The 19358-nt window shown below is 68.7% G+C and carries 23 protein-coding genes and 5 pseudogenes; 8 read left to right on the top strand and 20 right to left on the bottom strand.

The window, feature by feature from the left end; genetic code table 11:
• Window positions 1-22 precede the first annotated feature (22 nt).
• Window positions 23-925, top strand: a complete 903-nt coding sequence (locus tag ABT009_RS37710) for a hydroxyquinol 1,2-dioxygenase (RefSeq protein ID WP_351305560.1) — start codon at window positions 23-25, stop codon at window positions 923-925.
• A gap of 101 nt (window positions 926-1026) precedes the next feature.
• Here ABT009_RS37710 and ABT009_RS37705 read toward each other — a convergent pair whose 3' ends face one another.
• From ABT009_RS37705 to ABT009_RS37695, 3 genes are all read right to left on the bottom strand, one after another.
• Window positions 1027-1635, bottom strand: a complete 609-nt coding sequence (locus tag ABT009_RS37705) for a fibronectin type III-like domain-contianing protein (protein WP_351305558.1) — start codon at window positions 1633-1635, stop codon at window positions 1027-1029.
• Window positions 1632-1808, bottom strand: coding sequence for a glycoside hydrolase family 3 C-terminal domain-containing protein (locus ABT009_RS37700; RefSeq protein WP_351305556.1), 177 nt, complete (start codon window positions 1806-1808; stop codon window positions 1632-1634). The genes ABT009_RS37705 and ABT009_RS37700 overlap by 4 nt, the downstream gene beginning before the upstream one ends.
• Before the next feature lie 68 nt (window positions 1809-1876).
• Window positions 1877-2983: a PP2C family protein-serine/threonine phosphatase gene (locus ABT009_RS37695; protein ID WP_351305554.1), complete on the bottom strand. Its 1107-nt coding sequence runs from the start codon at window positions 2981-2983 to the stop codon at window positions 1877-1879.
• Between the two features lie 577 nt (window positions 2984-3560).
• Between ABT009_RS37695 and ABT009_RS37690 the strand changes: the two genes are divergently transcribed.
• A complete protein-coding gene (locus ABT009_RS37690) occupies window positions 3561-4469 on the top strand; it encodes a LysR substrate-binding domain-containing protein (protein ID WP_351305552.1) in 909 nt (302 codons plus the stop codon).
• Between the two features lie 12 nt (window positions 4470-4481).
• Here the strand turns inward: ABT009_RS37690 and ABT009_RS37685 are convergent.
• Both ABT009_RS37685 and ABT009_RS37680 read right to left on the bottom strand, forming a co-directional pair.
• Window positions 4482-5036 (bottom strand): annotated as a pseudogene (locus ABT009_RS37685) (acyl-CoA dehydrogenase family protein); the annotation flags it as partial.
• An 80-nt stretch (window positions 5037-5116) separates the two neighbouring features.
• Window positions 5117-5242: pseudogene (locus ABT009_RS37680) on the bottom strand (CoA transferase); the annotation flags it as partial.
• A gap of 130 nt (window positions 5243-5372) precedes the next feature.
• On the opposite strand from ABT009_RS37680, the pseudogene ABT009_RS37675 reads away from it, so the two are divergent.
• Window positions 5373-5571: pseudogene (locus ABT009_RS37675) on the top strand (3-hydroxyacyl-CoA dehydrogenase family protein); the annotation flags it as partial.
• 344 nt (window positions 5572-5915) lie between these two features.
• Here ABT009_RS37675 and ABT009_RS37665 read toward each other — a convergent pair.
• Window positions 5916-6629 carry a CBS domain-containing protein gene (locus ABT009_RS37665; protein ID WP_351305550.1) on the bottom strand — a complete coding sequence of 238 codons (714 nt, stop codon included), beginning with the start codon at window positions 6627-6629 and terminating at the stop codon, window positions 5916-5918.
• 364 nt (window positions 6630-6993) lie between these two features.
• Between ABT009_RS37665 and ABT009_RS37660 the strand changes: the two genes are divergently transcribed.
• A complete protein-coding gene (locus ABT009_RS37660; protein WP_351305548.1) occupies window positions 6994-7653 on the top strand; it encodes an FAD-dependent oxidoreductase in 660 nt (219 codons plus the stop codon).
• Between the two features lie 78 nt (window positions 7654-7731).
• Here the strand turns inward: ABT009_RS37660 and ABT009_RS37655 are convergent, their stop codons facing one another.
• Both ABT009_RS37655 and ABT009_RS37650 read right to left on the bottom strand, forming a co-directional pair.
• Complete coding sequence (locus tag ABT009_RS37655) at window positions 7732-7980, bottom strand: hypothetical protein (RefSeq protein WP_351305546.1); 249 nt, start codon at window positions 7978-7980, stop codon at window positions 7732-7734.
• A gap of 92 nt (window positions 7981-8072) precedes the next feature.
• Entirely contained in the window at window positions 8073-9230 is a 1158-nt protein-coding gene (locus ABT009_RS37650) for an alpha-hydroxy-acid oxidizing protein (protein ID WP_351305544.1), read from the bottom strand.
• 144 nt (window positions 9231-9374) lie between these two features.
• Here ABT009_RS37650 and ABT009_RS37645 point away from each other — a divergent pair, with 144 nt between their 5' ends.
• Entirely contained in the window at window positions 9375-10409 is a 1035-nt protein-coding gene (locus tag ABT009_RS37645; RefSeq protein WP_351305542.1) for an AsnC family transcriptional regulator, read from the top strand.
• Window positions 10410-10443: 34 nt separating this feature from the next.
• Here the strand turns inward: ABT009_RS37645 and ABT009_RS37640 are convergent, their stop codons facing one another.
• Entirely contained in the window at window positions 10444-11319 is an 876-nt protein-coding gene (locus ABT009_RS37640) for a helix-turn-helix transcriptional regulator (protein ID WP_351305540.1), read from the bottom strand.
• A 49-nt stretch (window positions 11320-11368) separates the two neighbouring features.
• Here ABT009_RS37640 and ABT009_RS37635 point away from each other — a divergent pair, with 49 nt between their 5' ends.
• Window positions 11369-11800 carry a DUF2000 family protein gene (locus ABT009_RS37635; RefSeq protein ID WP_351305538.1) on the top strand — a complete coding sequence of 144 codons (432 nt, stop codon included), beginning with the start codon at window positions 11369-11371 and terminating at the stop codon, window positions 11798-11800.
• A gap of 129 nt (window positions 11801-11929) precedes the next feature.
• Here the strand turns inward: ABT009_RS37635 and ABT009_RS47565 are convergent.
• The 5 genes and pseudogenes from ABT009_RS47565 to ABT009_RS37615 all read right to left on the bottom strand — a co-directional run.
• Window positions 11930-12119, bottom strand: a pseudogene (locus tag ABT009_RS47565) (IS982 family transposase); the annotation flags it as partial.
• A gap of 3 nt (window positions 12120-12122) precedes the next feature.
• On the bottom strand, window positions 12123-12488 hold the full coding sequence (locus ABT009_RS37630) for a hypothetical protein (RefSeq protein ID WP_351305536.1): 366 nt from the start codon (window positions 12486-12488) through the stop codon (window positions 12123-12125).
• A gap of 1 nt (window position 12489) precedes the next feature.
• Window positions 12490-12975 carry a TetR/AcrR family transcriptional regulator gene (locus ABT009_RS37625; protein WP_351305534.1) on the bottom strand — a complete coding sequence of 162 codons (486 nt, stop codon included), beginning with the start codon at window positions 12973-12975 and terminating at the stop codon, window positions 12490-12492.
• Between the two features lie 51 nt (window positions 12976-13026).
• Entirely contained in the window at window positions 13027-13926 is a 900-nt protein-coding gene (locus ABT009_RS37620) for an MFS transporter (protein ID WP_351305533.1), read from the bottom strand.
• A gap of 399 nt (window positions 13927-14325) precedes the next feature.
• Window positions 14326-14679: an MFS transporter gene (locus ABT009_RS37615; RefSeq protein WP_351305531.1), complete on the bottom strand. Its 354-nt coding sequence runs from the start codon at window positions 14677-14679 to the stop codon at window positions 14326-14328.
• Window positions 14680-14681: 2 nt separating this feature from the next.
• On the opposite strand from ABT009_RS37615, the gene ABT009_RS37610 reads away from it, so the two are divergent.
• On the top strand, window positions 14682-15065 hold the full coding sequence (locus tag ABT009_RS37610) for a helix-turn-helix domain-containing protein (RefSeq protein WP_351305529.1): 384 nt from the start codon (window positions 14682-14684) through the stop codon (window positions 15063-15065).
• A 259-nt stretch (window positions 15066-15324) separates the two neighbouring features.
• On the opposite strand, the gene ABT009_RS37605 is transcribed toward ABT009_RS37610, so the two are convergent.
• From ABT009_RS37605 to ABT009_RS37580, 6 genes and pseudogenes are all read right to left on the bottom strand, one after another.
• Window positions 15325-16803 (bottom strand): AAA family ATPase, encoded by a 1479-nt coding sequence (locus ABT009_RS37605; RefSeq protein WP_351305527.1) that lies wholly within the window; start codon window positions 16801-16803, stop codon window positions 15325-15327.
• A complete protein-coding gene (locus ABT009_RS37600; RefSeq protein WP_351305526.1) occupies window positions 16800-17027 on the bottom strand; it encodes an ATP-binding protein in 228 nt (75 codons plus the stop codon). Before ABT009_RS37600 ends, ABT009_RS37605 begins: the two co-directional genes overlap by 4 nt.
• 65 nt (window positions 17028-17092) lie before the next feature.
• Window positions 17093-17719: a glyoxalase gene (locus ABT009_RS37595; RefSeq protein WP_351305524.1), complete on the bottom strand. Its 627-nt coding sequence runs from the start codon at window positions 17717-17719 to the stop codon at window positions 17093-17095.
• Window positions 17720-17724: 5 nt separating this feature from the next.
• Complete coding sequence (locus ABT009_RS37590; RefSeq protein WP_351305522.1) at window positions 17725-18189, bottom strand: helix-turn-helix transcriptional regulator; 465 nt, start codon at window positions 18187-18189, stop codon at window positions 17725-17727.
• A gap of 13 nt (window positions 18190-18202) precedes the next feature.
• Window positions 18203-18609 (bottom strand): annotated as a pseudogene (locus ABT009_RS37585) (hypothetical protein); the annotation flags it as partial.
• Between the two features lie 11 nt (window positions 18610-18620).
• A complete protein-coding gene (locus ABT009_RS37580) occupies window positions 18621-19031 on the bottom strand; it encodes a VOC family protein (protein ID WP_351305521.1) in 411 nt (136 codons plus the stop codon).
• A gap of 113 nt (window positions 19032-19144) precedes the next feature.
• On the opposite strand from ABT009_RS37580, the gene ABT009_RS37575 reads away from it, so the two are divergent.
• The gene (locus ABT009_RS37575; protein WP_351305519.1) at window positions 19145-19270 is read left to right on the top strand and encodes a hypothetical protein; all 126 of its coding nucleotides are present in this window, start codon (window positions 19145-19147) and stop codon (window positions 19268-19270) included.
• The last annotated feature ends 88 nt before the right edge of the window (window positions 19271-19358 follow it).

The raw sequence follows: 19358 nt of genomic DNA, 5'->3' as shown, positions 1-19358 counted from the left end.
CCTCGATCGAAAGAGCACATCGATGGCAGACGAACGCACCGCCGAACTCCTGGATTTCAGCGGGCTACAAGCCCGTCGCGAACACGAAGTGACCGACAAGGTCGTCGCGAGCTTCGACTCCGCGAAGGACGACCGGTTCCGCGAGGTGATGCAGGCGCTCGTGCGGCACGCACACGCCTTCGTGCGCGAGGCCCGGCTCACCGAGGACGAATGGACCGCGGCGATCCAGTTCCTGACGGCGGCCGGACACATCACCACCGACACACGCCAGGAGTTCGTCCTGCTCTCGGACGTCCTCGGCATCTCCATGCTCACCGTCGCGGTGAACGAACCCGACCTCGGCGACGCGACGGAATCCACCGTCCTCGGCCCGTTCTTCGTCCAGGACTCGCCCCGGATCGACCTCGGCGGCGACATCGCGCACGGGGCGAGCGGCGAGCCGTCGTGGGTCAGCGGCGTGGTCACGGACACCGACGGCAACCCGGTCGGCGGGGCCCGCATCGAGGTGTGGGAGGCCGACGACGACGGCATGTACGACGTCCAGTACGACGACGGCACCCTCGCGGGGCGCGCGCACATGCTCACCGACGCCGAGGGCCACTACCAGTTCTGGGGTCTCACCCCCACGCCGTACCCGATCCCGGACGACGGCCCCGTCGGCCGGCTCCTCGGCCATGCCGGCCGCTCGCCGATGCGCGCACCGCACCTGCACTTCCGGGTGACAGCGCCCGGCTTTCACACTCTCACCACGCACATCTTCGTCTCCGGCGACCCGTATCTGGACACCGACTCGGTCTTCGGCGTGAAGCAGTCGCTCATCCGTCCTTTCGACCGTCACGAAGCCGGTACGCCGACGCCGGACGGACACCGGCCAGAAGGCACGTGGACCTCGGCGAGCTTCGACATCGTCCTCAGGAAGGAGTGAGGCCTCTCCTCCGGCTGCGGTCCCGCGCGGGACGCCCGCAGGGGCCGGGCCGCTTCGTCGTCCGGCCGCCTGCAGGGCTTCGATGTGGTTGAAGGTGAGGCTCAGCGCCCGAGGCCGCCGGGCACATGGATCACTGTGCCCGTGTCGGACAGCGTCAGGTTTCCAGAGGAGTTCCCGACGTGAACGGCGAACTCGCCGACGGGCGTGTGCCACGTGTCGGCATCGGCGTTCCACACCGACAGGGGGTGGTTGGAGGCCGCTGGGTCGACGGTGATCTCCACACGCTTTTTCTCGCCCGGCTGGAGCTCCACCTTGTCGAAGCCGACGAGCCGCTTGGGTGGCGCGTTCTCCGACTCGGGCAGGCTGAGGTAGACCTGGGGCACCTCAGCGCCGGCCACGTCACCGGTGTTCTCGACCAGGAACTGGACCTTGATCGGCCGTGTCCCGTCCGAGACCCTCGGGGTCACGGCCAGCTTCGAAATCTTGAACGTGGAGTACGACAACCCGTGGCCGAACGGGAACGCCACACACGGGTTGGCGCCCTGGTCGGTCGTGGGACAGCTGCCGCTGACGTTGCCGTCGTACCAGCGGTATCCGATATCGACGCCTTCCTCGTCCTCGACCGTCTGCTTGTCCCCCACCATGACGCCAGGGAACTGTCGCGCGCCGATGTTGTCGAGGCAGCCCTTGCCCGCATAGGGGTACGTCATCGGCGACTTGCCGGAGGGTTCTCCACGCCGAACAGGAGGTCGGCGACGATGTTGCCGTCCTCCTGGCCCGGGAACCATGTCTCGAGGATGGCCGGCCCGGCGTCACCGACCAGGGCCGGGTCCATCGCGACGCCGGCGTTGTCTTTGAGCACGAGTGTGGTCTTGCTCGCCATCAGCCCTACGAACGCAGCCGCCCCCACTTCGCCCGGGGCGCGCTGCAGCTGGGTGGTGGGCAGGCCCCTCACAGAGGTCTGTGACTTGAGGAGGCGTCAGCTTCGCCTACCTGGTTACCTTCGTCGCCGAGCCGTTCAACGAGGAGCATCGCCGCATCGTCCGCCAGGCAGCCCTCAGTGTGGCGGATCAATCCCTTGTGCAGTTGTTCCAGGAACTCCGACGCCCTGCACGAGTGCACCGCTTCCATGGCGTCGGGCAGGGCGAAGAAATCGCCGTCAGGGCTGCGAGCTTCGATCACGCCGTCGGTGTGCAGCAGCAGACGATCACCAGGCGCGAACAGATAGCTCTCCGCCTCGGCAGGACGAACGGTAAGGAATTCTTCCAGGCCCAGGGGCGGCAGTGGTGAGACAGGCATCAAGGCTTCGACCTTGCCCTTGCGAAGCACCAGCGGGGGCGGATGGCCGCGATTGACCACCTGGACCACAAATCTGTCGGGCACCTGAGCCACGAGCGCGGTGACGAAAGTCTCGTACTGATCTTCCTCATCGTCCGCATCGACCGCACTCGGCACGGTGCACTCCCGTTCCAGCGCCGCCGCGCAGTGGTTCATCACCTCCACCAGTTCCTCCTCATAGTGCACGGCCTCCCGAAACGCCCCCAGCACGACTGCGGCCAAGCGCACGGCAGCCAATCCCTTACCACGGACGTCACCGACGATCATCCGAACCCCGTACCGGGTTTGCACCGCCTCGTACAGGTCGCCGCCGATCTGTGCTCCCGTCTCTGCCGCGACGTACATGCTGGCCATCCGCACCGGACCCAGCCGGGCCGGCACAGGCCGTAGTAGGGCTCGTTGTGCTGCCTCGGCGACCCGGCGAACCTGGTCGAGCTCGCTCTGCCTGTGCGTACGCATGGCATTGCTCATGGTGACACTGGCCACTGACACCACGAGTAGCGACAGGAGGTTGCTGTAGACCTGCCCACCCCAGCTCTGGTGGAGGGTGGCTGTGGTCACGGTGACCGCGAAAGCTCCAGTCGCGGCCGAAAGGGTGGCTTTCGGGCCCATCGCCAGCGCAGCCAAAGCCGGTATCGCGGCGAGGATAGGACCGGTAATCACAGCGTGCGCGGGCGAGAGCTCGATCCCCAGCGCAACCAATACGATCACGAACGGCACACACTGCGCGAGCCTGAGAAGGACCCGGCTGTGACCGCCCGCTCCTGATGAGCCGGATGAGCGGAAGAGCGACCGCATGGCTACAGCCTGCCTCCCTGAAGTCGAGGGTTCCACTCAACTTCCTCGTGCCCTTCCAGGACATACGGCGACCCCACCTCCGGCCAGGGCATCGACGAGGTAAAGGAGATCGCAGGGCGCGAGCGCCGACGCCGACATGGTTGCGCTCCTGCTGCATCTCGCGCAGCAGGTCGCCGGCCGCCACATCGGCGTGGGCACCCCGGCCTGCTACCGGCCCTGTTCATGCAGGGCGTCCGCAGGGGCGGCAAGGTGGTCAACGTCGGCGGTGTGGCCGACCCGGTGCCGGTGGACGTCAAGTGGCTCATGGACGACCGTTCCGACGCCTGGCCGTCTCGTGACCCGGAGTTCCCGCGCGGATCGCGCGGTCCGGCGTCAGCCGGGTGCAGCACCCCGGCACGCTGATGCACCCATGCCCACCCCGCGGCGCTCCTGCCCGCCGCGGGGTGATTGCATACTCGATGCTCTCGTTGGCACAACCCCCAGCAGGACGGAGGAGCCGGTGGAACTGCGCTGGCTGGAATCGTTCGTCACCGTCGCGGAGGAACTGCACTTCGCAAGGGCGGCGGACCGTCTGCATCTGGCTCCGTCAGCACTCAGTGCCCAGATCAGGGCGCTGGAGTCGCACCTGGGTGCACGCCTGATCGACCGCGGACGGCGGGCCCGACCGGCGCTGACGAGCGCCGGGCGGCTGTTTCTCGAGGAGGCGCAGCGTACGCTCGCGCAGGCCGCCCGTGCCGAGGCCGTGGGTCGGCGGGCCGGACGCGGCGAGCTGGGACATGCGGAGATCGCCTACGTGGCCTCGGCCGCCTTCTCGGGTGTGCTGACCGATGTCCTCGCCCGGTGTGCGGCCCCCGGAACCGAGCTGACGGTGCAGGTGCGCGAGCTGGAGACACCGGCCCAGCTGGAGGCGCTGGCCTCCGGGGACATCGACGTCGGCTTTCTGCGCTGGCGGCCTGAGTACCCGCCGGGAGTCACGGCCACCTGTCTGCTCACCGAGGAGGTCGTGCTGGCCCTGCCCCCCAGCGCGCCTCTCGCTGCGTACGAGGCCGTGCCGGCGGCGGAGCTGTGCCACGAGCGGTTCGTGGCTCCCCACTTCGACGAGGAGTACGGCTACCGCGACCAGATCCTCGAGGTGGCGGAGCAAGGGGGGTTCAGTCCGCAGTGCGCTCCTGCGGTACGGGACTTCATCGCCGCCCTCACGCTGGTGGGCGGCGGTCTTGCCGTGGCTCTGGTGCCGGATTCGCTGCGCCGCGTGCAGATACCGGGGGTCACCTACCGTCCGCTGGCGGACGTACGGCTGACCACCCGGCTGGTCGGCGCCTACCGCAAAGGCGAGACCTCGCCCGCCGTGCGCGAGGTGATCCGCCGCCTGCGGGAGGCGGCGACCGCCACGGTCGGTATCAGCTGAAGGCCGGGCTCGTCAGCTGAAGGCGCGGTGCCCGGTCAGCGCCTGACCGATCACCAGGGCGTGCACCTCGTCGGTGCCCTCGTAGGTGCGTACGGACTCCAGGTTCGCCATGTGCCGCATCACCGGGAAGTCGCTGGTGACCCCGTCCCCGCCGAGGATGGTGCGCACGTTCCTGGCGATGTCCAGCGCCTCGCGCACGTTGTTGAGCTTGCCGACGCTGATCTGTGCGGGGTCCAGCCGGCCGTCCTCCTTCAGGCGTCCGATGTGCAGGGCCAGCAGCAGCCCCTTCTGGTACTCCACCGCCATGTCCGCGAGCTTCTGCTGGGTCAGCTGGAACTCGGCGAGCGGCTTGCCGAAGACCTGCCGGGTCGTGGAGCGCTCGACGGCGGCGCGGAGACACTCCCGGGCGGCCCCCATGACGCCCCAGATGATGCCGTAGCGGGCTTCGTTGAGGCAGCTGAAAGGGCCGCGCAGACCGATGACGCCCGGGAGCACGGCGTCGGCGGGCAGCCGGAGGTCGTCGAAGAACAGATCGCACTGGATCGAGGCGCGCAGGGAGAGCTTGTTGGTGATATCGCGAGCAGCAACCCGAGCCGGTCGGCGAAGGCGAACGCCTCGTCGAGCGTGTTGACCGGGCCGCTGGCACCCCCGCGGCCAGCACGGCGGCCCTTGACCACGTCGGCCCCGAGGTCGGCCAGGAGCATGGTGGCGTACGGTCCCCCGAGGACACGGGAGAAGTCCGCGATCCGCAAGCCTTGAAGCGCGCCGCGCACCGCTCCCCCGGCACCGCCAGAACCGTCGGCCGGGGGGCCGTCCTTGGTACTCACGCCTGGCTCCTGATGATCGTCATCGGCCACCGGGCCTACCCCCGGCGCGATCAGCGTGACTCCCCGCAGTGCGGCCGGATGCGCCCATCCCATGGGGCCGTTGCGCCTGGCCGATCTCATCGGCCTGGACACGGTGGCAGCCGTCGGGGAGGCCCTGTACGAGGAGTACCGGGAACTGTCAGTACGCCCCGCCCCCGCTCCCGCTCCGCATGGTCGAGTCGGGCCTGCTGGGCCGGAAATCCGGACGGGGATTCTTCAGCTATGCGGTGGCCTGAGGGGAAGCTTTGACGTCAGGCCGACCGGCACTTGTCGAGAGCGCCAGTTGGGCGACTGTCCCGGATGCTGTCCAGGCACGAGCCCTCCAGCTGATCACGGAGTCATCTACGCTCAGTGATCACCTGGAGGGCTCGTGCCTGCCGTGTCCTGGGGCACCGAGGCCCCGTCCGGTGACGAGAGAGCTGGATGCTCGCCAGTGGACCGGAGCAAACAAGGGATCAAACGCCCGGTCGCCTCCGACGCGCGCGCCCACCGGGTCGGCACCAGTTCAGTGACCAGTGAGCAGAGTTGTCAACACTGCGTACGCCCTCTACGCAGTGCCTCCCCATAGAGGCCCTGTGCGTTAACGGTGGCCGGGGTCGGTGGCTTCGCTGCCCGGCTGCGGCCCGTCCTCGGCAGCCATGCCCTCGACCACGTAGTCGATCATCGGCCTGACCGTGATCACGCCCTCCACGCCCTGGGCGAGCCGTTCGGCGATCCGGGCGGTGCTCTGGTGCCCGGCCATTCCGCGCAGGGTGACGACACCGTCGTGGACCTCGACCCGCACCTCGTGACCGCCCAGCCGCAGCATCCCCTTCAGCACGTCGTCGCGGATCTCCTCCCGAATCTCCTCGTCCGGGCGCAGGAAGACGCGCAGCAGGTCCGGGCGGCTGACGACGCCGATGATGCGGTCCGCCTCGTCGACCACCAGCAGCCGCTTGACCCGGTGGCGTTCCATCGCACGAGCCGCCTCGGCGATAGGCCAGTCGGCGCGGGCGGTGACCACAGGGGTAGTCATCAGCCCGGCGGCGTTCTCCGCACGTGACTTGGCCTTCTCATACGCCCAGCCGGGCTGTGCTGACCGTCGGCCGGGCCTGTCGGGCAGCTCCACCTGTTTGCGCAGCAAGTCGGCTTCGGATACCAGGCCCACCGGCGCACCACTCGCGTCGGCCACGGGCACGGCGCTGATGCCATGGGTGCACAGGACGGACGTGATCTCCTTGAACGAGGTGTCCGGACGGACCGTGACGACATCGCGTGTCATCACTTCGCTGACAGTGCTGTGCTGGGTAGTCATCGTTGCAGCTACTTCCTTCCTGGACGTCCCGCGGTGGACGCCATACGTCGCGATCCACTGTGTGCATCCGCGACTGGCCCCGGCCAGGGCCAATGGTCCTCAATTGCCATCGGCACCTCACGGGCGCGGCCCTATGTCCGCGCGGTAGGCGCACCACGCCGGACACGGAACGGTGATCTCCACGAGGCAGCCCGGTTGTGGTCCCTCGAAGGGCCTGCCCGCCAGGTCGTGCCGGCGAGCGCCGCGGCGTAGCGGTACTTCAAGGCTTGCAGGGCGACGGTGCACCGGGCGTACCTGTTCCCCAGCGCCGGACAAGCTGCAGCAGACCTGGTGCCTCGGACTCCAGTACTTCCTGCGGCGTCCCGTGCCTGTGATCGAGGGCCACGTCGCCTACCTGGATGCGCCGTGGGCCATGGTGTCGATCAGCCAGGCCCAGTTCTGGCCCGCCCCCTTCGCCCGCACCTGGGGCGACGGACAGGTGCAGGACTGCCTTTCGGTCGTGATATCCAACTGGGACGAGCCGGGGATCCTGTTCGGAAAGCCGGCCAAGCACTGCACGCCCGAGGAGGTGGCCCGCGAGGTCTGGGCGCAGATGAAGGCCCACCTCGAGGACACCGGGCGCCAAGTCCTGGACGACTCGCTGATCCATACGTGGGCGCTGGACGAGGCGATCACCGACGCGGGTGGTGGTGTGCTCTCCAATGACGACCCGTACCTGCTCAACACCGTCGGGTCGTGGGACCACCGCCCCGACGCGGCGACGGGCGTCCCCAACCTCTTCCTGGCCGGCGACTACGTCCGGACCTACAGCAACGTCGACTTCACCTCGATGGAGACCGCAAACGAGGCCGGCCGCCGCGCGGCGAACGCACTCCTGGAAGCGGCGGACTCGAACACGTCACGCGTCCCGCTCTTCGAAGGCTACGAGGCCCCGGAGTACGCCGCCGCCAAGCTGGTCGACCGCGAGCGCTACCGGATGGGGCTTCCACACATCCTGGACATCGGCACCGAAGCACTGCTTTGACGCCTCCGCAACCCTATTCGGTCGCAGCATGGGGCGCTGATCGCCTACCGTCTCACCTTTTCTCCAAGGAATACCGATTCAGTTCGGGACGAGAAGGAGGGGCTGGACGTGCGCACCCAGCCCGTCCAGCAGAGCACCCAGGCGCTGCCCGCCCTGGTCAACGGCCAGGTCGACGTGATCGCGAGCGTCCCCCGGCCCCGGCTCGAACATCGCCTTGGACCTGCCGGTCGAACTGCCACGAGAACGGGACCAGATCACGACGCGGGGGTTGCCGGAGTTCGTGTCGCTGCGGGCACGGATCGGGCGGGCGGTGCGCTCCGGCAGCACACTGCCCTGACCTCCGACGACGTACCAGCGCCGCCCCAGTCGAAGACCCTCGCAACCTTGCGATTTCCTGCTGCAGGCGGCGCGGCCGTTGTTCAGACGGCCTGAAGTGCCTCAGGAACGAGGTCCTTGAGGGAGGGATATCCGTCCACGGCCATGAGCAGGTCCGCCTCGGCGAGCAGGGCGCGCAGAACATGGACGATGCCGTCAGTCCCGCCCAGTGCGCATCCGTAGGCATACGGGCGGCCGATGCCGACCGCTGTCGCACCCAGGGCGAGGGCCTTGACGACGTCGGCGCCGCTGCGGACGCCCGAGTCGAAGAGGACCGGCAGTCCGTCAGCGGCGTCGACGACGGCGGGCAGGACGTTGAGGGCCGGGAGGCCGCCGTTGGCCTGACGGCCGCCGTGGTTGGAGCAGTAGATCGCGTCCACTCCCCGGTCGCGGGCGCGGCGGGCATCCTCGGGATGGCAGATGCCCTTCACGATCAGCGGAAGGTCGGTCAGCGAGCGCAGCCAGTCAAGGTCCTCCCAGGTGAGGGGATTGCCGAAGACCTGGGTCCAGTGGAGGACCGCGCCCTGTGGGTCCTCCTCGGGTGACCGGCTGAGAGCGGCACGGAAGGCCGGATCGCTCGTGTAGTTGGCCAGGCAGTGGCCGCGCAGCTGCGGAAAGTTCGACGACGCGAGGTCCCGTGGGCGCCAGCCGGTGATCCATGTGTCGAGGGTGACGACGATGCCCTTGTAGCCGGCGAGTTCGGCGCGGTGGACGAGGCTCTCGGCGAGGCCCCGGTCCGTCGGGGTGTAGAGCTGGAAGAAGCCCGGGGTGTCCCCGAGTTCGTCCGCCACACGCTCCAGCGGGTCGACAGACAGCGTGGAGGCCACCATCGGAACTCCGGTACGTGCGGCGGCGCGGGCCGTTGCCAGGTCGCCGTGCCCGTCCTGAGCGCACAGACCGATCACGCCGATCGGAGCGAGGAACACCGGCGAGGGGAGGGTCATCCCGAACAGCTCTACGGTCAGGTCGCGTTGGGAAGCGCCGACGAACATGCGCGGGATCAGCCCCCAGCGGGCGAAGGCGGCGACGTTGGCCCGCTGGGTGTGCTCGTCCCCCGCCCCTCCGGCGACATAGGACCACACCGACGGCGGCAGCGCGGCCTGTGCCTTGGCCTCCAGTTCCGAGAATTCCATGGGGAAGGCGGGCAGTACACCGCCCAGCCCGCCCAGGTAGATCTCGCTCTGGTAGTCGGCGAACCCCATGCGGACACCCCTTCGCTCACCTGCGGCACGTACCCACCCAGTTACCGGTGTCCAGAGTGCGACACTGTGCAGCACAGGGTGCTCAGATGCAGCATTCCTGTTAATCCGCGGTCCTGAATGCAGGATACGGAGGGAGGCTGCGCCGTGCTGAGCGAAGGCGACCTCGAACTCGTCCACGCCCTGCAGTTGCGCCCCCGCGCATCGTGGACCGAGCTGGGACGCACACTCGACGTGGACGCGGTCACAGTGGCGCGCCGCTTCAGCCGCCTGACGGACCGTGGCGAAGCCTGGGTCAGCGTCTCACCGGGACCGAGGCTGTTCGACCACCTCTGTGTCGCCTTCGTCGAGATCGACTGCACGGCCGGCGCGGCCGCCGCGGTGTCCGGAACACTGAGCCGCCACCCGCACACCGTCACCATCGAGCGCTCCGCGGACACCCACCGACTCCTCGCGACCGTGGCCACCGCCGACGTGGCGGCCACGGCGCACTACACCCTCGACGTCCTCTCGGCCGTCCCGCACATCACCGCCGCCCGTACGAGGATCGTCACGCACATGTTCACCGAGGGCGGGCGCTGGCAGATCGATGCCCTGGACTCCGAGCAGCGCACTCGGCTCGCCCCGACGCCGGATGGGGCGGATACCGACAGGGCCAGAGGTCGCCTTCACATCACCTCTCGCGACCGCACCCTCCTTCGCCTGCTGTCCCAGGACGGCCGCTCGTCCTACCAAGCCCTGGCGGAGGCGCTGGACACCACCGCGTACACCGTCAGGCGGCGCATCGACGAACTCACCCGCCTCGGCCTGCTCCGCTTCCGCTGCGACTTCGCCCGCCCCCTCGGCGGCTGGCCCGTCGCCGTCACCTTCTGGGCCACGGCACCGGTCAAGGAACTGTCCGCCATCGGCCACGCCCTCGTCCGCCTCCCCCAGGTCCGCAACTGCGCCGCCGTCACGGGCAACCACAACCTCGTCGTACAGGCTGCCCTCCACTCGGTGAGCGACGTTCTCCGTCTCGAGACCCGCCTCACCGACACCCATCCCGGCCTCACCGTCACCGACCGCACCATGACCCTCCGCCACGACAAGCTCCTCGGGCGGATCCTGGACCCACACGGCCGGTCGATCGGCGTCGTCCCACCCGACGTGTGGTGCGCGCCGGGCACATGCGCCCCGGGCTGAGCAGCCAGGCCCCACCGGGAATCTCCGACTCAGGTCAACAGGCCCTGTCTGGTGGACCTTCCTGTGCTCCGTCCTTGCGTACCGCTGAGGGCTTCGACCTGGGCCGGCGTCCCGTAGCAGGGACCCTGCAGGCGTAGCGCCCGGGGGTGATGCCCACGAGCCGTTTGAAGTGCCGGGTCAGATGCGACTGGTCGTAGAAGCCGGCAGCGGCCGCCACCTCTGCAGGAGGCCGGCCGTCGAGGAGCAGCCGTCGGGCGCGGTCGACCCGGCGGGCCATCAGGTACTGGTGCGGGGCGATGCCGAAGGCGGCGGTGAACGCCCGCACCAGGTGCGTGGGGTGGGCGTGGACCAGTTTGGCGGCCTCCTCCAGGCTCACGCCGTGGAGCAGCCGTTCGTCGAGAAGATCCCGCAGGCTGTGGGCCACGCCGCGACCAGCCTTCGGCGGGGCGACGAGCCGGGGCCGCAAGTGGCTGCGCAGCCGTTCCCTGATCAGTGCGAGACGGCTCTCCGCTTCCAGTTCGTCGCCCCGGTGCGACAGGGCCGAGTGCAGCTGTCCGACTCGCTGGCGCAGCAGCGGGTCGACGATGTCGGGGCCGTCCACCGCCGGGCCGATGAAGCTCTCGTCCAAGTGGGTCAGGTCCAGGTACAGCACCCGCTTGCGGAAGCCTTGCGAGGTGGCGGATGAGCCGTTGTGCGGTACCTGCGGGGGAAGCAAGGACACCGTGTCATGCGGGGTGCCGTGCTCGCGCCGGTTCAAGTCGTAGCGGACCGCACCGTCGTCGACGATCAGCAAGGTCCAGACGTCGTGGACGTGCATCGGGTACGCGTGCTCGGTGAAATGGGCGTGGAAAACCTCCACGACACCCGGGATCTGCGGGCGCCACGCGGAAACCTCTTGCCGTACCACCATGCCAAGAACGTACAAGAAGGTGCGGCAGCGCGGTTGGCAGGCTCAGAGCATGACGTTCGAGAACACGCCCGTACGCTTCGACACCAAGATCGCCGTTCTGCTCCGCGAGGACCTGGAGCCCTGGCAGCGGCTGAATGTGACCGCGTTCCTGGTCAGCGGCCTCGGCTCGGAGGTCCCTGAAGTGATCGGCGAACCGTACGCCGACGCCGACGGCACCCCGTATCTGCCCATGTTCCGCCAGCCCGTCCTGGTCTTCGAGGGGACGAAGGAGACACTGACCGCCGCGCACGGCCGGGCCTTGTCCCGTTCGCTTCCTCGGTCGGTGTTCACCTCCGACCTCTTCGCCACCGGCAACGACCGGGACAACCGCGCGGCGGTGCGGGCTGTGCCGAAGGACCAGTTGGATCTGGTGGGTCTCGCCGTGTACGGACCGCGCAACGCGGTCGACAAGGTACTCAAAGGCGCCCGCATGCACCCCTGAGCACTGCCGGAAGGCCGGGCGGCAGGAGCCGGCGTCCGGTCGGGGCCAACGGTTCCGCTGGCGTGGCCGGTGATGGCGACGTGGATGGGCTGCGCGAGCGCAAGAAGCGGCAGATGTATCGATGGTGCCCAGCCGGCCATGGGCGAAGCGGATCCACTGCCGCGCGGACGGGAACCCCCGCAGTACCTGTGCGACGGCCAAGGCACAGCAGTTCCGCGTCCGACAGCTTCCCAGGTCGCCCGGTCCGGCGACGAGGGGCCACATGGCCGTCGATGACGACATACAGTGCCGACAGAAGGGCCTCCAAGCCAGAAGTCACACTTCAGCCGCGGGCGATGGACTGCTCGATGAGGGCAACGGTGGCGCGAGGGTCGTCGACCTCAATGACGAGGCGGTCGTATGTTGCGGCGTCGGCGAGTTCGATGACGACCGCCTTGGCTGGGTTTTTCACCTCCCAGAAGAGGCGTTCGCCGTCACGGCGGAAGCGGCCGGCGGTGATCACGCCGGGCATGTAGGTGCCGGCGACTCGGATGCCCCTCGGTTCGCGGGCGATGCCGGGGTCATGGGTGGCGCCACGCACGTGGGTGAGGGGGATTTCCAAGCGGCTCTTCAATGTCCAGAGCTTGTCGAGACCCTGAAATTCGGCGGTCAGTAGGTCGCGTTCACGGTCGATGGTGATCACGGCCATGTCAGTGCTCCTTGGGAGTGGTCGGCTGGGCGCGCAGGCGCAGGCGGGTACCGAGGACGGTGGAGGCGAGTTGGGGGGCGGCTTCGCCGTGGGCGGGGCGCAGGGCGTCCTCCAGCGCTGCGATGCCTTCCGCGACAAGCGCTGCAACCTCCGGGTCGTGGGGGGCGCGCTCGGCGGCGGCGAGGAGGAGGAGTCCGGCGGCCGGGCCGTCGTCGTACGAGGCGATGGCCGCCGTCAGTGCCTGCGCGGGGTCGGTGAGGGTGGCAATGGCGGCGGTGGCCGGATGGATCTCGTGGTCGAGGTGGTTGCGCAGGACAGTCAGATGCAGACTCCGTTTGGAACCGAAGACCTTGTAGAGACTGCCCCGGTGGATGCCGGTGGCGGTGACCAGGTCGTCCACCGAGGTGCCCTCGTAGCCGTGGGCGGCGAAGAGGACGGCCGCGCTGCTGATGGCCTGGTCGGTGTCGAAGGCGCGTGGTCGTCCCATGTCAATGACCGTAAAGGATTGAAGAACGACCAGTCAAGAACGATCGTTCTTTTACAGGTTGCTGGAGGCGCCGGGAAGCCGACAAAACCGGCGAAGCGAGTCCTCGCATTGGAGTGCGGGCCGTACAACACGGGCGCTGGACCTGCCAACGATGACGACGCATCGGTGGAGGAGTCTTACCCACGCCGTGTCTCGTCTGCGCGAGCCAGCCGGGCGAGCGCGTCGGCGGACCCGGGGCTTCGCGCCGTGAGTGAGTTGCCATGCGCCACGCCGCTCACGGCACGCTGCTCCGGGGGGCGGCCTGGGCGACAGGGCCCAGGTGAGGGGCGCTGCGAGCAGGGCGGCGGCACTGATGGCGTTCAGAGCGGCGGTGAGGCCCACGATCGCGACGAGGATAGGGGCGGTGAGTGCACCGACGATGGCGGCAAGGGAGTCCATGGCGAAGAACAGCGCGCCGACGCGGCCGAGCATGCCGGGTGGGGCGGTGCGCTGGATGTGGGTCTCCACGGAGATCAGCAGGATGCTGCCGGGTAAGCCGATCAGGACCGCTGCGGCGACGGCGGCTGCCAGGCTCGGTGCGTTGAAGAGGGCGAAGTACGCGATCCCGCTGGCGAGTTGGGTCGCGCTCAGCACCTGTCGGATGCCGTACCGGTCAAGGAGGGAGCGGCTGGCGACGGAGCCTACGACGAAGCCCACGCCCAGCCCCGAGATGAGGTAGCCGACGCTGGCTCCGGGGGCACTCAGGGGACCGGTGACGAACGGGACAAGGAGGGCGGTCAGGGCCGCGTTCGCGGTCAGGAACACGCCGTTGCTGATCAGCGGGCCTCGCAGTAGCGGGGAGCGGGCGATGTGGGCGAGACCGGCGCGTAGGCCGGCCGGTGTGTTCCGCTCGTTCCTGGCCGTTGCCTTGGGGGTGGTGAGGTGGTGCCCCACCCGCGCGATCAGGCTCACCAGTTGGATTAGCGAAACGTAGCGAACCTGTGGCAGAGTGCTACATGCACGCCCGGTGCCCAGGCGACATCGGGCACCCTCCTCGGTTGGGTCTGCGGCCTGACCGACCAGCGTCCGGAGGGCCGTGTCACGCGGGCTGACGGCTCCTGTCGTTCAGTACCAGGGCACGAACGCGATTGGCTCCCAACGCTGAGCAACGCTCAGGCTCACTAAGCCAATCAGAGACGCTTGCCGACGCCAGATAGCTGGCGACGTCGATGAGCAGCACCCATGTGATGCCGGGCCCGGCCAGCAACAGGGCGCCAAGGGGAGGCGCCGCCAGGCGGAGCACGCTGCCGGAGAAGGCGTTGAGCGCGTTCGCCGCGGTGAGTTGGGGCCCGTTGCCGACGACGGCGGGCGTCAGCGCGCGGGCGGCCGGCCGGCCGGCCGGAAGACGGTGGTCGCCAGGTTCTCTCCGAGGACGGCCAGGTAGAGCAGCCATACGCGGTCCGGGCTGTCCACGAGCAGGATCAGGGCGACGCTCCCGGCGGCGGCGAGGTCGGCCAGCCACATGGCGCGGGCCGGGTTCCAGCGATCGAGGAGCGCGCCGGCCCAGGGGCCTGCCAGCAGCGCCGGCAGGGCCTCCAGCGCCAGGAGGATTCCGGTCGCGGTCGGGGAACCAGTGAGCTGGAAGACATGGACAGGGAGAGCGACAACGAGCAGCCACGAGCCGAGGCTGGAAACGCTGCCGCTGGTCCACAGGGACGATTGCATCGGTGGCGGTGGACGCCAGCCTGTCGGTGCCGTACATCGCCAATCTGGAGAACGGCCGGGGCAATCCAACGCTGTCGGCGCTGCAGCAGCTGGCCGCCGCGCTCGGCACTCGTCTGGAGATCGGCCTGCGCGGTGACGACGGAAGCCCAGACGAGCCAGAGGTACCGGAAGCCGTGCGCCGGCTGATGGCATCGCCGCGCGCGCTGGCCGTGGCCCGGCAACTGGCCCGAAGGAACCGGACAGACGTGTCCATCGTGACGGAACGTCTGCAGGACGCGCTGATCGCGCTGGCAGCAGTCGCCGCTGGCGAACTCGACGAACGAGACCTGGACCGGCTCCTCGATTTGCTCCTGCTGGCGCGGGCAGGGCTTGAAAAAGAGGGATGATGCCGCGCGTCCGGCAGGCGGCGACCGGAGGGCCGCTGGGCCGAGCAAGGCCAGACACCCCCACGAGCGCCTTCAAGCAGAAGACCACGACCAGGCGTAATCGATCATTGTCAGCGGCACACCGATACAGGGAAGCGCGAACCTCAACCTGCCCACCGATCCTCAGTTGTCCTCAGGCCCGTGACGCTGGCCGTGCCACGGTCCTCGCTCCCGCCGGCGTTGCCTGATGCCCGAGTGACCTGACGGCCAAGTAAAGAGATCACGGGCTGCGCAGTCCCGGCAACGCGACCTGGGCGACGAGCGCATCAGCTACCTGTTCAACGGTGTGGGCGTCCGTGTCGATGCGCAGATCTCCGATCCCGGCATCTTCCAAGGCGGCGTCCGATGCCACCGCCTGGTCGGCGATCTGGAGCAGGCGCGTGACGGACTGACCCCGCAAGGGGTCGCCCGGCTGCGCCCAACTGCCGCCGCCTCTTCCGCGGAGCTTGATGCGCTTCGTCAGTTGCTCCCGTTCGGCGTGCAGACGGCACAGCGTGAGCTCTGCCGCGGGCAGCGCATCGGCGTACGCCTTGACCGCGACCTCGTTCTCCACCGGGCCGGTCATGATCAAGCACTGGGCCCCGGCCGCACGGTAGGTCCCCCAGACGGCGGCCACGTTACGGGACTTGACCCGGTGATTGCCGGGGTCATCGTGCGGAACCGGGTGGCAGAAGCCGAGCTGGTCGAGATCGATATATGCAGCGGTGACGCCGGCGCGCAGAACCCTTTGGTAGACCTCGAAGCCGACCGTCGACTTGCCGACGCCGGTCGCACCGCACAGCCACAGAACCGGACCAGCAGCCATAGGCACCGTCTGCGCCGAGGCCTGGCTCCTGTCCGGGGTGGTGACCGCCGCGGCCGCGGTCGGCTCGTCTGCGTCGGCTGAACAGCCCTGAGTCGGGGTGGGCCATCCCCTGGTTCGCTCCCTGACGAGCCACGCCACCTCGTTCACCGACAGTCCGCTGGTGTCGACGCAGGCGTCCGCGAAGGTACTCGCGTCCAGGACATCGGCTTCCCGCAGCACGTGGTCGACCAGTTCTGCAGGCTCTCCGCGGCTGGTGAACCGCTGACGTAGCTCATCCCGGTCGGCGCGCAGACGGCACACCGTCACGGCGGCCCGCGGAATCTCCCCGACGTGCACTCCGCGAGCGGTATCGACGACGCCGGAAACAATGAGACACCGGGCGCCGGCCGCCCGGAAAGCGGCCGCCACCGCATCGAGATTGCGTGCCTGCATACGATGCCGCCCCGGATCGGCCGCGGGCTCGGGGTAGCAGATGCCCAACTGGTCGATGTCGACGACCGCGGTCTCGATCCCGGCCTGCATGAGGTGGGAGTACATTTCCCAGGCGACCGTGGTCTTACCGACTCCCGGCGGGCCGCACAACCACAGCACGGGGAGCGCAGCACCTCTCATCAGCTCACCCCCAGAGCCAGGCAACACGCCATGAGCGCCGAAACAGCCGACTCGATGACAGACGTCATGGCCCGGGATTCTTGCGATCGCGTACTCGCCTGTCGACAGATTTACCGCGCCGTCGACAGATTTGCCGCGCTCGTAGACAGCACGGCGGCTCTGACGAGACGCCCGTCTCCGCGCTGCCCTGCAGATACTCGATGTTTTGTCAGTAGCGGGCGAATCGTAGGCCGGTGGCAGCGGATGAAAAGCACGCCGTTGCTGTGAGTTGATGTTGTTCATTCCAAGGTGTTGGCCGTGGGAACCCGTCCGAAGTCGCGGCCGCGCATGCGGTAGCTGTCGCCCTTGAGGGAAATCATTTCGGCGTGGTGGACGCGGCGGTCGAGCATGGCGGCGACGGTTTCGGAACGGCCGAGCGTACGCGCGTGACGGAAATGCTCATCGAAATCTCGGTCGAACTGCCCGGCTTCGCTTCTCCCGCCGAGAGACTGCTGGCGGTGCGTCACTTGGTGGAGAGCCCTTCCGCGGGAGGGCCTCCGTCGATCATCGGTCGGTCAGGCAGCAGTGACAATCAGGGCGTGGGTGTCGGCGATGCGGCCTCCCACGCAAACCCGTCCGGATCGGTGAAAGGCCCGCCATCGCCGCCGATCATGAGCCGGTGCGATCCGGTGCCGTCGGCAGAGACGCCGGCGTCCTTGGCAAGGGCACGGCGCCTGTACAGCGCCAGCTTGACGGGACTCGACCCAGTGGCGAACTCGACGTACATGCGGCCGAAGCTCTTCGCCACGGCGAGGCCTCGGTCGACGTAGAACCGCTTGCTCGCGGCCACGTCCGCTACTCCCAGCAGGAGCACGATCTCGTCGATCTGCCGGGTGGCCGGGCCGGTGTCCTTCTTCGCCGAGGTCGCGACCTTCCAGATCGTCCCGTCCGGAGCTTGTACGACGCCGCCGTAGCCCCAGAGTGACTTGGCGGCCGGCTTCAGCGGCGTGGCGCCGACGTCGAGGGCGGCGTCGATCAGGCCGTTGACGGTAGCCGGCTGGGACACCGTGAGCGACAGCGTGAACCCACGGAAGCCGGTCGTCGGCGCCTCCGAGGCCCGCAGGCGTATCTGCGTGTCCAAACCGAAGGCGGTGGTGTAGAAGCGGTTGGCGGCCGTGGGGTCGGCCACGTCGAGGGTGACGGATTCGATGGATGCCATGGCCATCACGCTAGTTGCGGCTCGGCGACCGGCGCTTCTTGATTCCTGACCGGTCTTGTCACCTGCTTTGCCACACACGGCGGCATCCCCGCCGCAGCGCCCATTGCGCGGCGCCGGTAGGCGCTGGGCGGCATGCCGACCAGCTCGGTGAAGCGGGTGCTGAAGGTGCCCAGCGACGAGCAGCCGACCGCGAAGCAGACCTCGGTGACGCTGAGGTCGCCACGACGCAGCAGCGCCGTCGCGCGCTCGATGCGCCGCGTCATCAGGTACGCGTACGGCGACTCGCCGTAGGCCAGCCGGAACTGGCGGCTGAGGTGCCCGGCGGACATGTTCACGCCGCAGGCGAGCGCCTCGACGTTCAGCGGCTGCGCGTACTCCCGGTCGATCCGGTCGCGGACGCGGCGCAGTCGCGCGAGGTCGCTCAGGCGCTGCGCCGCGGTGCGTGCGCGCCCCCACGAGGGGTGACACATGAGAGAACTCCTTTCATCGATGTCCGCGAGCACCTGGGTTACCTGCCGAGTAGGCGGCGAGGTGCTCGCCGGTGAGGGTGGGGCGGGCGGCAGCGAGGTCGGCGGGTGTGCCCTCGCAAACGATCCGGCCGCCGTCGTGGCCGGCACCGGGGCCGAGGTCGATGATCCAGTCGGCGTGCGCCATGACCGCCGGGCGTTGCTCGACGACGATGACCGACTTGGCGGAGTCGACGAGCCGGTCGAGCAGGCCGAGCAGCTGCTCGACGTCGGCGAAGAACGCCTCGGCCTCGTGGCCGACATCGCGAGCACCTCTGCGAAGTTGCGGCCGTCGGGGGTGCAGTCGAGGGCGGAGGCCCGGAATAGTTGGCCGCCGTATTCTTCGCAGGTGGTCGCGGCGCCGGCCCTCATGGTCACATCGGTTACCGGACCGCTCAGCGAAGCTCCTGGATGCGGACCAGGTTGCCAGCGGGATCGCGGAAGGCGCAGTCGCGGATGCCGTACGGCTGTTCGGTCGGCTCCTGGACGACCTCGGCGTCTCCGGCCTGCACCTTCTCGAAAGTGCCGTCGAGGTCCCGGGTGGCCAGCAGGATCCAGCCGTAGGTGCCCTTGGCCATCATCTCGACGATGGTGCGGCGCTCGTCCTCGGTGACCCCAGGGTCGGCGGCCGGCGGCGCCAGGAGGATGGACGTGCCCGGCTGGTCGGCGGGGCCGACCGTGATCCAGCGCATCTTGCCGTTTCCGACCTCGCTGCGGACCTCGAAGCCGAGGCTGTCGCGGTAGAAGGCCAGGGACGCATCCGGGTCGTCATGTGGGAGGACGCTCGTGTGAATGGCGATGTCCATGGCGATCAGGCTATGTGCCGCTGCGTGACCCGCGCTTCTCGATTCCTGATCGGTCTTGGTCATCGTTTCGCCACAGCCTGAAGCACACTGATCCGTCCAGACTGCGGCTGAACGTGTACGTGACGTTCACCCGGGACAACTACGTGGTGCGGGTGGCGCACTACTTGACGCCGAGGGACCCACTGCTTGTCGCCGACGAGGATCCCTACCTGGACCTGAGCGGCGCCCCTGGCTTCTGAGCTGCGACGACGCCGTGATCGGTTGTCATCATTTGTTGTCAACACCAGTTCGCATCGGACGGCCTGAGACGGCCCAAACGGATGTCGG

Origin of the sequence: Streptomyces sp. NPDC002896 (assembly GCF_040295225.1) — a bacterium.
Lineage (GTDB): Bacteria > Actinomycetota > Actinomycetes > Streptomycetales > Streptomycetaceae > Streptomyces.
Note: the sequence above shows the minus strand (reverse complement) of the source record. Positions and strands in the feature narration are given on the sequence as shown.

What these genes read in the sequence shown, in the direction of transcription:
- ABT009_RS37580 (WP_351305521.1), bottom strand. Translation starts at nt 19,031, where the DNA reads ATGGACATCGCCATTCACACGAGCGTCCTCCCACATGACGACCCGGAT.
- ABT009_RS37625 (WP_351305534.1), bottom strand. Translation starts at nt 12,975, where the DNA reads ATGGGACGACCACGCGCCTTCGACACCGACCAGGCCATCAGCAGCGCG.
- ABT009_RS37635 (WP_351305538.1), top strand. Translation starts at nt 11,369, where the DNA reads ATGACGTTCGAGAACACGCCCGTACGCTTCGACACCAAGATCGCCGTT.
- ABT009_RS37665 (WP_351305550.1), bottom strand. Translation starts at nt 6,629, where the DNA reads ATGACTACCCAGCACAGCACTGTCAGCGAAGTGATGACACGCGATGTC.
- ABT009_RS37615 (WP_351305531.1), bottom strand. Translation starts at nt 14,679, where the DNA reads ATGCAATCGTCCCTGTGGACCAGCGGCAGCGTTTCCAGCCTCGGCTCG.
- ABT009_RS37700 (WP_351305556.1), bottom strand. Translation starts at nt 1,808, where the DNA reads ATGGCGAGCAAGACCACACTCGTGCTCAAAGACAACGCCGGCGTCGCG.
- ABT009_RS37710 (WP_351305560.1), top strand. Translation starts at nt 23, where the DNA reads ATGGCAGACGAACGCACCGCCGAACTCCTGGATTTCAGCGGGCTACAA.
- ABT009_RS37650 (WP_351305544.1), bottom strand. Translation starts at nt 9,230, where the DNA reads ATGGGGTTCGCCGACTACCAGAGCGAGATCTACCTGGGCGGGCTGGGC.
- ABT009_RS37705 (WP_351305558.1), bottom strand. Translation starts at nt 1,635, where the DNA reads ATGACGTACCCCTATGCGGGCAAGGGCTGCCTCGACAACATCGGCGCG.
- ABT009_RS37640 (WP_351305540.1), bottom strand. Translation starts at nt 11,319, where the DNA reads ATGGTGGTACGGCAAGAGGTTTCCGCGTGGCGCCCGCAGATCCCGGGT.
- ABT009_RS37595 (WP_351305524.1), bottom strand. Translation starts at nt 17,719, where the DNA reads ATGGCATCCATCGAATCCGTCACCCTCGACGTGGCCGACCCCACGGCC.
- ABT009_RS37630 (WP_351305536.1), bottom strand. Translation starts at nt 12,488, where the DNA reads ATGGCCGTGATCACCATCGACCGTGAACGCGACCTACTGACCGCCGAA.
- ABT009_RS37605 (WP_351305527.1), bottom strand. Translation starts at nt 16,803, where the DNA reads ATGAACAACATCAACTCACAGCAACGGCGTGCTTTTCATCCGCTGCCA.
- ABT009_RS37590 (WP_351305522.1), bottom strand. Translation starts at nt 18,189, where the DNA reads ATGTGTCACCCCTCGTGGGGGCGCGCACGCACCGCGGCGCAGCGCCTG.